Raw genomic sequence first — 11,987 nt, 5'->3', positions numbered from 1 at the left:
GCCCCCGCGGCCACCGCGCCCACCCGCCCCCCCCCCGCCCCCCCGCGCGCCCGCACCCCCCCCCCCCCCCCCCCCCCCCCCCCCCCCCGCCCCCCCCCCCCCCCCCCCCCCCCCCCCTCGTCGTCCCCCCTGCGCCCGTGCGGGCGCACGGTCACCAGCGGGCGACCTCGTCGGCGTCGTAGGTCCACACCGCGCCGTCGGAGAGCACGGTGACGTCCGCGGCGTGACCGGACAGGCCGCGCGCGGACGCGGCGGCGGTCACCCGGCCCAGGGCGTGCCGGGCGGCGCCCTCGGCGTCCAGCCCGTCGGCGTCGACGCTGATGACGACGTCGTGCGCGGGTGCGTCCACGCTCTCCACCCGCGGGTGGGCGACGTGCAGGTCGGCGACCAGGCCGGCCAGCGCGCCCTCGGGCCAGACCTGGTCCTCGTGCAGACGCACGTAGACGGCGTACTCGTGCTCGCTGGACTCCTCCACGAGGTCCTCGACCTCGTGCTCGAAGTCGCTCCGGTGCTGCGGTTCCTGCGTGTTCACGCGGTCATCGTGGGACCACCGGGCGGCCCGCGCACGTCGGGACCGTCGACCCGGGGTGACGATCCGGTGACCGCTGCGCGGACGGCGCGCCCCAGGCGTCGCGCACCGGGCCGGGCGCAATAGGGTCGGGGCATGCGCAGAGCGAAGATCGTCTGCACCCTCGGACCCGCTGTGGCGGGTCCCGAAGGGTTGCGGTCACTGGTGGACGCCGGGATGGACGTCGCCCGGATGAACCTGAGCCACGGCTCCCACGACGACCACAGGGCGAACTTCGAGGGGGTGCGTGCCGCCGCCGAGGCCACCGGCCGGGCGGTCGCCATCCTCGCCGACCTCCAGGGTCCGAAGATCCGCCTCGGGAAGTTCGCCGACGGCCCCCACGACCTCGCCGTCGGGGACGTCTTCACCATCACCACCGAGGACGTGGTGGGGACGAAGGACGTCTGCTCCACCACGTACAAGGGCCTGACCGGTGACGTCGGGGTGGGGGACCGCATCCTCATCGACGACGGCAAGGTCGGCCTCGAGGTCACCGCCGTCGACGGCCCCCGCGTCGTCACGAAGGTCACCGTCCCCGGCCCGGTGAGCAACAACAAGGGCATCAACCTGCCCGGCGTGGCCGTGAGCGTCCCGGCGCTGTCGGAGAAGGACGTCGAGGACCTGCGGTTCGCCCTCCGCCTCGGCGTCGACCTCGTCGCGCTGTCCTTCGTGCGGTCGGCGGCCGACGCCGACGACGTGCACCGGATCATGGACGAGGAGGGGATCACCGTCCCCGTCATCGCCAAGGTCGAGAAGCCGCAGGCCGTCGACAACCTCCGCGAGGTCGTCGCGGCCTTCGACGGCATCATGGTCGCCCGCGGCGACCTGGGCGTCGAGCTGCCCCTGGAGGAGGTGCCGCTGGTCCAGAAGCGCGCCATCGAGCTGGCGCGCCGGCAGGCCAAGCCCGTCATCGTCGCGACCCAGATGCTCGAGTCGATGATCACCGCCCCGCGGCCCACGCGGGCCGAGGCCTCCGACTGCGCCAACGCCGTCCTCGACGGCGCCGACGCGCTCATGCTCTCGGGGGAGACCAGCGTCGGGGCGTTCCCCTTCGAGGCCGTCCGCACGATGGCCCGGATCATCGAGAACACCGAGACGCACGGCGCGGACCGCATCGCGGCGCTGGGCACCGTGCCGCACACCAAGGGCGGCGCCATCACGCTGGCGGCCTCGGAGATCGGCAAGCAGCTCGACGCCAAGCTCCTGGTGACCTTCACCCAGTCCGGTGACTCCGCCCGCCGGCTGTCCCGGCTGCGGTCCGGGATCCCGCTGGTGGCGTTCACGGCGGAGGAGACCACCCGCCGCCGCCTGGCGCTGTCCTGGGGGGTCGACTCGCAGTACGCGGCGTTCATCTCGACCACCGACGAGATGGTCAAGGAGGTCGACCGCCGCCTGCGCGAGACCGGCCGCTGCACGATCGGCGACCTGGTCGTCATCGTGGCCGGTGCCCCCCCGGGGATCGTGGGCTCGACCAACGCCGTGCGCGTGCACCGCATCGGCGACGCGACGTCGGGCGTCTCGCAGGCGTACGCCTGACCGGGCGGCGGTGGTCCCGCGGGGCCACCGCCGCACCCGCCCGGACGCGCGAGAGCCCCGGAGCGCGGTGCTCCGGGGCTGTCCCGACGGGGTGCCCTGGGTGGGATTCGAACCCACACTGGATCGAGTTTGAGTCGATTGCCTCTGCCGGTTGGGCTACCAGGGCCGACCCCGCGAGGGGTGCGGCGATCACCTTACCGGGGGAGCGCGCGTGCTCCCGAACGCCCCCGCCACCACGACCAGTCGTAGTAGTCCCGACGCACCGACTAGGATGCCCCGCGTGACGAACACTGCCGACACCCCCGCCACGCCCGCCACGACCACACGTCGGGTGGTCGTCGCGGAGGACGAGGCCATCATCCGTCTCGACATCGTCGAGATGCTCACCGAGGCCGGCTACGACGTCGTCGGCCAGGCCGGTGACGGCGAGCAGGCCGTGGCCCTCGCCGAGGAGCACAAGCCCGACCTGGTGGTCATGGACATCAAGATGCCCGTCCTGGACGGCATCTCGGCCGCCGAGCGCATCGCCAAGGCGCGCATCGCGCCGGTCGTGCTCCTGACGGCCTTCTCGCAGGCCGAGCTCGTCGAGCGGGCCCGCGACGCCGGGGCGATGGCCTACGTCGTGAAGCCGTTCACCTCCGCCGACCTGCTGCCGGCCGTCGAGATCGCCGTGAGCCGCTACCAGCAGATCATGGCCCTCGAGGACGAGGTCGCCGACCTCGCCGACCGGTTCGAGACCCGCAAGCTGGTCGACCGCGCCAAGTCGAAGCTGCAGACGCAGTTCGGCATGAGCGAGCCCGAGGCGTTCCGCTGGATCCAGAAGACCTCGATGGACAAGCGCCTGACGATGCGCGAGGTCGCCACCACCGTCATCAGCGCGGGCGACGACCGGTCCTGACCCGCACGGTCCCCGACGGCCCCGACACCGCCCGCGGTGTCGGGGCCGTCGTCGTCCCGGCGTCCGCGTCGTCCCGGCGTCGTCGCCGGCGTGCCGGGAACGGTCCACGGACCGCGCTCATCTGCTCACCCGGAGCGCCCACGGGTGGCCGTTGTGTGTAACGAGCCGATGAACACGCAGGCAGAACCCACCCGGAGCGTGCACGAACCCTTAGTGTTCACCACGGCTCCACCGCTCCCGGGTGGCGCTCACGGGAACGCGCGTCGTGGCGCGTGGCCCCGTGCCCTCTCCTCCAGGAGGACGAACCAGTGCGCTCCATCGTCAAACTCGCGGCCCCCGCCGCGGTGGCCGCCCTCCTGCTCGCGGCCTGTGGCACCACCGGCGGTGACGAGACGTCGTCCGGGTCCGGAACCTCCGGCGGCGGCAGCAGCTGCCCGGACGGCATCAGCATCGGCTTCTTCGGGGCCCTCACCGGTCCGGACGCCAACCTCGGCGTCAACATCAACAACGGCGTGAAGCTCGCCGTGGACCAGCACAACGCCGAAGAGGGCGCGTGCCAGGTGACGCTGACCCCCTACGACTCCCAGGGCGACCAGAACCAGGCGCAGGGCCTGGCGCAGAAGGCCGCCGCCGACACCAAGGTCGTCGGCCTGGTCGGTCCGGCGTTCTCCGGCGAGTCCAAGGTCGCCGACCCGATCTTCGCCGACCCCGACGTCAACCTGGTGGCGATCACCCCCTCCGCCACCAACCCCTCCCTGGCCGAGAACGGCTGGAAGACCTTCTTCCGCGTCCTGGGCAACGACGCCACGCAGGGCCCGGCCGCCGCGCAGTACATCACCGAGACCCTCGGCAAGCAGAAGGTCTACGTCGTCGACGACTCCACCGAGTACGGCAAGGGCCTGGCCGACCTCGTCCGCGAGAGCCTCGGCAGCGCGGACATCAAGGACAACACCATCCAGAAGGGCCAGACGGACTTCTCCGCCGTCGTGGCCGACATCCGCGCCAGCGGTGCCGACGCGGTGTTCTTCGGCGGCTACTACGCCGAGGGCGGGCTGCTCCTGAAGCAGATGCGCGAAGCCGGCCTGAGCAACGACCAGGTCGCCTTCGTCAGCGACGACGGCGCCAAGGACCAGGGGCTCGTCACCGCCGCCGGGGAGGCCGCGGCCGAGGGCGCGCTGCTGACCTGCCCGTGCCTGCCGCCGGACAAGGCCGGGGGCACCTTCGTCCAGGACTACACCGCCGCCGTCGGCTCGGCGCCGGCCACGTACTCCGCCGAGGGCTACGACGCGGCGACGATCCTGCTCGAGGGCATCTCGGAGGGCAACGTCACCCGCGAGGACCTCCTGTCCTACGTCAAGAGCTACGACGCCCCCGGCGTCACCAAGCAGCTGAAGTTCGACGACAAGGGCGAGCCCAGCGAGATCAGCGTCTGGGCCTACAAGGTCGAGGGTGGTCAGATCGTGGCCGACCAGGAGATCAAGGTCTCCTGACCCGCTCACGGCCCCACCCGCCCCGCGCCGGTGGGGCCGTGCCGCGTCCGCGCGAGTCCCCCCGTCAGCTCACCTCACCCCGGGTGGTTCCCCTGTCCACGTTCCTCGACCTGACCTTCACGGGTCTGGTGATCGGCGCGATCTACGCCCTCTTCGCGCTCGGTTACACCCTCGTCTACGGCGTCCTCCGCCTGATCAACTTCGCCCACTCCGAGGTCTTCATGTGGGGCAGCTTCGGAGCCGTCTGGGCCATGACCCTCCTCGGTGCCCACTCCGGCCAGGGCTGGTTCGCCGCCATCGGGCTGCTGATCGTCGCCCTGATCGCTGCGATGGCCGTCAGCGGCGGCGTCGCGCTCGTCGTGGAGCGCGTCGCCTACCGCCGGTTGCGGGAGAAGAAGGCGCCGCCGCTGGTCGCGCTGATCTCCGCCATCGGGGCCTCGTTCATGCTCTCGGAGATCATGGGTCTGCGGGACCGGATCGCCGGCTGGGTCGGCCTCGACGGGGTGCTCGCCGACTACGTCCGCCAGGCCCGCGAGAACACCGCCTTCCCCAACCCGCTGCCCAACGTCCAGGTCCTGTCCGTGGGCGGGTTCGAGATCCGCAGCAACCAGCTCATCGTCCTGGTCGCGGCGATCCTCATGATGGTCGCCCTCGACCAGTTCGTCAGCCGCTCCCGGTTGGGGCGCGGGGTCCGCGCCGTGTCCCAGGACCCCGAGGCGGCGGCCCTCATGGGCGTCAACCAGAAGCGCGTCGTCCAGCTGACGTTCTTCATCGGTGGCCTGATGGCGGGTGCGGCGGCGCTGCTGTACCTGCTGCACATCGGCGTGACCCGCTTCAACGTCGGGTTCATCCTCGGCATCAAGGCCTTCACGGCCGCCGTTCTCGGCGGCATCGGCAACATCCGCGGCGCGCTCGTGGGCGGGCTCGTCCTGGGCCTGGCGGAGAACTACGCCACCTTCTTCGGCCTGGCCTCGTCCTGGAAGGACGTCGTGTCCTTCCTGCTGCTGGTCGTCGTCCTGCTGTTCCGGCCCACCGGCATCCTCGGCGAGTCCCTCGGGAAGGCCCGCGCATGAGCACCTCCGCCTCCACCGCGAAGGTGGCCAAGCCGACCTTCGCCGACCGGTGGAACAACCTGTCGAAGCCGGTCCAGGTCGTGGTCTGGGTCGCCATCGCCGTGGTCTTCTTCGTCCTGCCGCTGCTGAACCTGCCGATCGTGTCCACCCCCGACGCCGAGTTCGGCTCGGTGCTGGCCACCGTCGCCAACTACGCCCTCGTCGCCCTGGGCCTGAACATCGTGCTGGGCTACGCGGGTCTGCTCGACCTCGGGTACGTGGGTTTCTACGCCATCGGCGCCTACACCGTCGCCGTCGGCGGGTCCCTGCACGGGCAGATCAACTGGTTCGTGCTGATCGTCATGGCCGTCACCATCTCCACCGCGAGCGGTCTGCTGCTCGGAGCGCCCACCCTGCGGGTGCGGGGCGACTACCTGGCCATCGTCACCCTCGGCTTCGGTGAGATCATCCGGCTCACCGCGCTGAACTCGGAGTGGCTCAACCAGGCGCGAGGCATCACGGGCATCCCGCGCCCGCCCTCGACCGAGCTGTTCGGCCTGCCCAGCCTGGTCTGGGACGGGCTCACCGCGCAGGTGGACCTCGGTGAGGGAGCGCGCTCGGTCTTCCTGAAGTTCGGTCTGCTGGACGCGGTCCCGTACTACTGGCTGGCTCTGATCGTCATCATCCTCGTGCTCATCGCCGACAAGCTGCTGCAGAGCAGCCGGGTCGGGCGGGCCTGGGAGGCCACCCGCGAGGACGAGGAGGCCGCCGAGCTCAACGGTGTCCCCACGTTCCGCTTCAAGCTGCTGGCCTTCGCCATGGGCGCGTTCGTCGGGGGTCTGTCTGGGGCGCTGTACGCCTCCCGCATCGGGGCGATCAACCCCGACTCCTTCATGATCCAGCTGTCCATGATGTTCCTCGCCGCCGTCGTCATCGGTGGTCAGGGGAACCGGTGGGGCGCCATCGTCGGCGGTGTCGTCGTGGCCTACCTGCCCGAGCGGTTCCGCGAGTTCGCCGACTTCCGCATCGTCGTGTTCGGCCTGCTCCTGCTGCTGCTGGCGAACTTCCGGCCGCAGGGTCTGCTGCCGCCGCGCCGGGCCAAGCGCGCCCAGCGCGCCGACGCGGTCACCAAGGAACTCGAGGGGACGGAGGAGGGCGCTCGTGCCTGAGGCGACCAAGGACGGCGGGACCGGCACCCTGCGGGAGTTCGGTCCGCCGCTGCTCACGATGGAGAACGTGACCCTGCGCTTCGGCGGGGTCGTGGCGCTGAACGACGTCTCGTTCGACATCCGGCAGGGCGAGATCCTCGGCCTCATCGGGCCGAACGGGGCGGGCAAGACGACCTGCTTCAACGCCCTGACCGGCGTGTACCAGCCGACCGAGGGGCGGGTCGTGTTCGACGGCCAGCCGCTGGGCCGGCGCAAGCGGTACCAGATCAACCGGCTGGGGATCGCGCGGACGTTCCAGAACATCAGGTTGTTCGGGAACATGACGGCGCGCGAGAACGTGCTGGTCGGGGCCGACTCCCACCACCGCTCCGGGGTGATCAGCTCGCTGTTTCGCCTGCCCCGGCACCGCCGGGAGACGCGCGAGGGGAACGCGCTGGCCGACGAGCTGCTGGCGATGATGGACCTCTCGCACCGGGCGGACGACCTGGCGCGCAACCTCTCCTACGGCGAGCAGCGCCGCCTGGAGATCGCGCGGGCGCTGGCGACGAGACCGAAGCTGCTGTGCCTGGACGAACCCGCCGCGGGGTTCAACCCGGTCGAGAAGGAGCGGCTGATGGACCTCATCCGGGCGGTCCGCGACCGGGGCAACACCGTCCTGCTCATCGAGCACGACATGCGCCTGGTGATGGGCGTCACGGACCGCATCGTGGTCCTGGAGTTCGGGAAGAAGATCGCCGAGGGGTTGCCGGCGGACATCCGCGACGACCCGGCCGTCATCGCCGCCTACCTGGGCGTGGAGGACGACCAACTGCCTGCGGAGGACGGGGAACTGTGACCGATCAACTCGTCGTCTCGGACCTGAGCGTCAACTACGGCCGGATCGAGGCCATCCGGAACGTCTCCTTCACCGTCCCGCAGGGCGCCATCGCGACCCTCATCGGGGCCAACGGCGCGGGCAAGACCACGACGCTGAAGACCGTGTCGGGTCTGCGGACGGTCCGGACCGGGTCCATCGTGTTCGAGGGGGAGGACATCACCAAGGTCCCCTCGCACAAGCTGGTCACCAAGGGGCTGTGCCAGGCCCCCGAGGGCCGCGGGACGTTCGTGGGCATGACGGTCGAGGAGAACCTCGACATGGGTGCCTACACCCGCAAGGACCGGCGCACGGCGGCCTACAGGCAGGACCTGGACCGGGTCTTCAGCCTGTTCCCGCGGCTGGCCGAGCGTCGTTCCCAGTTCGCCGGGACGATGTCGGGCGGTGAGCAGCAGATGCTCGCCATCGGCCGGGCGCTGATGAGCCGCCCGCGCGTCCTGCTGCTGGACGAGCCGTCGATGGGGCTCGCGCCGAAGCTGATCCAGCAGATCTTCTCGATCATCGTGGAGATCAACCAGCAGGGCACGACGGTGCTGCTGGTGGAGCAGAACGCCGCGCAGGCCCTGCGGATCTCCGACGTGGCGTACGTTCTGGAGACCGGCACGGTCGTCCGCTCCGGCACCGGCGCCGCCCTGGCCGCCGACGACTCGATCCGCGCCGCCTACCTGGGCGGCGACGTCTGAGGTCGCGGTTCCGGCTCGCCCGCTCCACCCGCCCGCAGCGCCGTCCCGGCGCTGCGGGCGGTGCGCGTTCGGCTGCGCAGCGTCGGTCGTTCACCACACCGAGTGAAGGTCACGACGAGATCGCGACGGGATCTTCCCCCGCGGTCCGCCGTGCCCTAGTGTCCGGCGCAGTCGTCCTCGCGAACGGGGGCGGCCACCGGAGCGGGGGCCCGGTCTGCTCAGTCGTGCGTGCCCCGCGTGGGTGCGCCGCGCGGGAGGGGATCACGTGGCACGACCCGCAGTCGAGGTGCGCGACGCCGGTACCGACGACGTCGACGTCCTGATGGAGCTGTACGCCTCCGCCCGGTTCGACCAGGCGCAGCTGCGCGCCTCCGTCGAGCACGTGCGGTCCCGCCTGGTGCGGTCGCTGGAGCTCGGGGAGGTCCGCGTGCTGCTCGCCTTCCTCGGTCCCGAACCGGCCGGGTACGCGCTGGTGACCACGACCCCGCTGCTGCCGCTGGGCAACTGCGCCGGGCCCAGCATCGAGCACCTGCACGTCGTGCCGGGGCTGCGCCGCCGCGGGGTCGGCCGGGCGCTGCTGCGCCGGGCCGTGCACCTGGCCGAGAGCGAGGGCGCCGACCAGGTCGCCTGCACCGTCCTGCCCGGTGACCGCGAGTTCACCCGCTACGTGGCCCGCCTCGGTTTCGCCCCCGTCGTGGTGCGCCGCGCGGTGCCGCTGGCGGTCCTGCGCCGCCGGCTCTCCGACGGCCAGGCGGCCACCGCCTCCACGGGGGTCGTGGCCCGCCGCCGCTCCCTGCGGGCCCGGCTGGCCCGCGCCGGTGAGGCGCTGCAGGTCCCGACCGCGAGCTGAGCCGGGCGCGGGCCGGGGGCGTGTCCGGGGAGCTGACTACCCTGGCCGTCGTGACACCGCCTCCTGCGCGCACGACAGCCGCCAAGAAGACCGCCGGGAAGCCGGCGGCGAGGTCTGCGCCGACGCGGCCCCGCCTGCTGCTCATCGACGGGCACTCCATGGCGTACCGGGCGTTCTACGCGCTGCCGGTGCAGAACTTCTCGACGACCACGGGCCAGCCGACGAACGCCGTCTACGGCTTCACATCGATGCTCATCAACCTGCTGCGCGACGAGGAACCCACCCACTTCGCGGTCACGTTCGACGTCTCCCGCGCCTCCTTCCGCACCGAGGTCTACGCCGACTACAAGGGCACCCGGACCAAGAGCCCCGATGAGTTCCGCGGCCAGGTCGACCTGGTCAAGGAGGTCCTGGCCGCGTTGCGCGTCCCCGTGGTGGAGGTGGAGGGCTACGAGGCCGACGACGTCATCGCGACCCTCACCGAACGCGCCGTGCAGGACGGCTTCGACGTGCTCATCTCCTCCGGGGACCGGGACGCGTTCCAGCTGGTGCGCCCGGAGGTGACCGTCCTGTACCCGGTGCGCGGCGTCTCGGAGCTGACCCGGATGACCCCGGAGGTGGTCGAGGAGAAGTACGGCGTCCCCCCGCAGCGGTACCCCGACCTGGCCGCCCTGGTGGGGGAGACCTCCGACAACCTGCCCGGCGTCCCGGGGGTGGGGGCCAAGACGGCGGCCAAGTGGATCAACCTCTACGACGGGCTCGACGGGGTCATCGCCAACGCCGACCTCGTCAAGGGCAAGGCGGGGGAGAGCCTGCGCGCGCACCTGGACTCCGTGATCCGCAACCGGCGGCTCAACGCGCTGGTGAGCGACCTGCCCCTGCCGGTCGCCGTCCCGGACCTGCTGCGCCGGGCCTGGGACCGCGAGCAGGTCCACACCGTCTTCGACGGCCTGGAGTTCCGCGTCCTGCGCGACCGCCTGTTCGCGACCCTGGAGTCGGCCGAGCCCGAGGCCGAGGAGGGGTTCGGCGTCGACGGCGCCATCCTGCTGGCCGGCGAGGTCGGCCCGTGGCTGGACGAGCACGCCGCGGGACGCACCGGCGTGCACGTGCAGGGGGAGTGGGGCCGGGGTGTCGGGGAGGTGAGCGGGCTGGCGCTGGCCGGCGCAGACGGCGTCGCCGCCTGGATCGACCCGGTCACCCTGGAGCCGGCCGACGAGCGGGCCCTGGTCGCCTGGCTGGCCGACGCGGACCGGCCGAAGGTCGCGCACGACGTCAAGGGCCCCTCGCACGCGCTGCGGGCCCGCGGCTGGGAGCTGACCGGGGTCGTCTTCGACACCGCCCTGGCGGCCTACCTGTGCCGCCCCGACCAGCGCAGCTACGACCTGGCCGACCTCGCCGTCCGGCACCTCAAGCGCGAGCTGCGCGCGGAGGGGTCCACGGCCGCGGCCCCGGCCGACGAGCAGCTCACGCTCGACGGGGGCGAGGGCCCCGTCGGAGGTGACCTGCAGGCCCGCGCCGAGGAGGGCATGGTCCGCGCGCTGGCCATCGCCGAGCTCGCCGCGGTCCTGGCCACCGAGCTCGACGAGCGCGGGGGGACGCGGCTGCTCGCCGACGTCGAGCTGCCGCTGGTGGGGGTCCTGGCCCGGCAGGAGCGGGTCGGCATCGCCGTGGACACCGGTCTGCTGGCCGACCTCGAGCAGCACTTCGCCGACCGCGTCGCGCAGGCCCAGGCCCTGGCCTACGAGGTCATCGGCACCGAGATCAACCTCGGGTCGCCCAAGCAGCTGCAGACCGTGCTGTTCGAGCAGCTGCAGATGCCCAAGACCAAGCGCACCAAGACCGGGTACACGACCGACGCCGACGCGCTCGCCGCGCTGTTCGTCAAGACCGAGCACCCGTTCCTGGCGCACCTGCTCGAGCACCGCGACGCCTCCCGGCTGCGGCAGACGGTGGAGGGGCTGCAGAAGTCCGTCGCCGACGACGGCCGCATCCACACCACGTACCAGCAGATGATCGCCGCGACGGGCCGGCTGAGCTCGACCGACCCGAACCTGCAGAACATCCCGATCCGCACCGAGGAGGGCCGGCGGATCCGCGAGGCGTTCGTCGTCGGTCCCGCCGACGAGCGCGGGGGGTACGAGTGCCTCCTGACGGCGGACTACTCCCAGATCGAGATGCGGATCATGGCCCACCTGTCCCAGGACGAGGGCCTCATCGCGGCCTTCACCTCCGGGGAGGACCTGCACCGCTTCGTGGGCAGCCGGGTGTTCGGGGTCGAACCGGCGGCCGTCACCCCCGACATGCGCGCCAAGATCAAGGCGATGTCGTACGGCCTGGCCTACGGCCTGTCGGCCTTCGGCCTGTCGAACCAGCTGAAGATCTCCACCGAGGAGGCCAAGGGCCTCATGGACGACTACTTCGAGCGGTTCGGCGGGGTCCGCGACTACCTGCGCGGCGTCGTGGAGGAGGCCCGCCGGACCGGCTGGACCGAGACCATCATGGGCCGGCGCCGCTACCTGCCCGACCTGGCCAGCGACAACCGCCAGCGGCGGGAGATGGCCGAGCGGATGGCCCTGAACGCCCCCATCCAGGGGTCGGCCGCGGACATCATCAAGGTCGCCATGCTCGACCTCGACGAGGGGTTGCGGCAGAACGGGTTCCGTTCGCGGCTGCTGCTGCAGGTCCACGACGAGCTCGTCCTGGAGGTGGCCGAGGGGGAGCGCGTGGAGCTGGAGGCGCTCGTGCGGGCGACGATGGCCGGCGCGGCCTCGCTGGCCGTGCCGCTCGACGTGTCCGTCGGCGTCGGGCGCAGCTGGCACGAGGCCGGGCACTGACCGGCGCGGGCGGGGCCCCGGCCCCGCCCGCCG

At 72.1% G+C, this 11,987-nt stretch carries 10 protein-coding genes and 1 tRNA gene; 9 read left to right on the top strand and 2 right to left on the bottom strand.

Annotated elements, in window-relative coordinates:
- Window positions 1-151: 151 nt before the first annotated feature.
- Complete coding sequence (locus ACRYRX_RS22280; protein ID WP_432515371.1) at window positions 152-532, bottom strand: hypothetical protein; 381 nt, start codon at window positions 530-532, stop codon at window positions 152-154.
- Between the two features lie 132 nt (window positions 533-664).
- On the opposite strand from ACRYRX_RS22280, the gene pyk reads away from it, so the two are divergent.
- Window positions 665-2,104 (top strand): pyruvate kinase, encoded by a 1,440-nt coding sequence (pyk, locus tag ACRYRX_RS22275; RefSeq protein WP_432515369.1) that lies wholly within the window; start codon window positions 665-667, stop codon window positions 2,102-2,104.
- 92 nt (window positions 2,105-2,196) lie between these two features.
- On the opposite strand, the gene ACRYRX_RS22270 is transcribed toward pyk, so the two are convergent.
- Window positions 2,197-2,270 (bottom strand) — tRNA-Leu (locus tag ACRYRX_RS22270).
- Between the two features lie 105 nt (window positions 2,271-2,375).
- Between ACRYRX_RS22270 and ACRYRX_RS22265 the strand changes: the two genes are divergently transcribed.
- The 8 genes from ACRYRX_RS22265 (at window position 2,376) to polA (ending at window position 11,954) form a co-directional block, all read left to right on the top strand.
- The gene (locus ACRYRX_RS22265) at window positions 2,376-3,002 is read left to right on the top strand and encodes an ANTAR domain-containing response regulator (protein WP_432515368.1); all 627 of its coding nucleotides are present in this window, start codon (window positions 2,376-2,378) and stop codon (window positions 3,000-3,002) included.
- 308 nt (window positions 3,003-3,310) lie between these two features.
- Window positions 3,311-4,492 carry a branched-chain amino acid ABC transporter substrate-binding protein gene (locus ACRYRX_RS22260; RefSeq protein WP_432515366.1) on the top strand — a complete coding sequence of 394 codons (1,182 nt, stop codon included), beginning with the start codon at window positions 3,311-3,313 and terminating at the stop codon, window positions 4,490-4,492.
- Between the two features lie 83 nt (window positions 4,493-4,575).
- Entirely contained in the window at window positions 4,576-5,565 is a 990-nt protein-coding gene (locus ACRYRX_RS22255) for a branched-chain amino acid ABC transporter permease (protein WP_432515364.1), read from the top strand.
- Window positions 5,562-6,713, top strand: coding sequence for a branched-chain amino acid ABC transporter permease (locus tag ACRYRX_RS22250; protein WP_432515363.1), 1,152 nt, complete (start codon window positions 5,562-5,564; stop codon window positions 6,711-6,713). Before ACRYRX_RS22255 ends, ACRYRX_RS22250 begins: the two co-directional genes overlap by 4 nt.
- On the top strand, window positions 6,706-7,548 hold the full coding sequence (locus ACRYRX_RS22245; protein ID WP_432515361.1) for an ABC transporter ATP-binding protein: 843 nt from the start codon (window positions 6,706-6,708) through the stop codon (window positions 7,546-7,548). The genes ACRYRX_RS22250 and ACRYRX_RS22245 overlap by 8 nt, the downstream gene beginning before the upstream one ends.
- Window positions 7,545-8,270, top strand: coding sequence for an ABC transporter ATP-binding protein (locus ACRYRX_RS22240; RefSeq protein WP_432515359.1), 726 nt, complete (start codon window positions 7,545-7,547; stop codon window positions 8,268-8,270). Before ACRYRX_RS22245 ends, ACRYRX_RS22240 begins: the two co-directional genes overlap by 4 nt.
- Window positions 8,271-8,535: 265 nt before the next feature.
- Complete coding sequence (locus ACRYRX_RS22235; protein WP_432515358.1) at window positions 8,536-9,120, top strand: GNAT family N-acetyltransferase; 585 nt, start codon at window positions 8,536-8,538, stop codon at window positions 9,118-9,120.
- Window positions 9,121-9,170: 50 nt separating this feature from the next.
- Complete coding sequence (polA, locus tag ACRYRX_RS22230; protein ID WP_432515357.1) at window positions 9,171-11,954, top strand: DNA polymerase I; 2,784 nt, start codon at window positions 9,171-9,173, stop codon at window positions 11,952-11,954.
- Window positions 11,955-11,987 lie beyond the last annotated feature (33 nt).

The organism is Kineococcus lubricus (genome assembly GCF_050871965.1).
Taxonomy (GTDB): Bacteria; Actinomycetota; Actinomycetes; order Actinomycetales; family Kineococcaceae; genus Kineococcus.
Note: the sequence above shows the minus strand (reverse complement) of the source record. Positions and strands in the feature narration are given on the sequence as shown.

What these genes read in the sequence shown, in the direction of transcription:
- pyk (WP_432515369.1), top strand. Translation starts at nt 665, where the DNA reads ATGCGCAGAGCGAAGATCGTCTGCACCCTCGGACCCGCTGTGGCGGGT.
- ACRYRX_RS22265 (WP_432515368.1), top strand. Translation starts at nt 2,376, where the DNA reads ATGCCCCGCGTGACGAACACTGCCGACACCCCCGCCACGCCCGCCACG.
- ACRYRX_RS22250 (WP_432515363.1), top strand. Translation starts at nt 5,562, where the DNA reads ATGAGCACCTCCGCCTCCACCGCGAAGGTGGCCAAGCCGACCTTCGCC.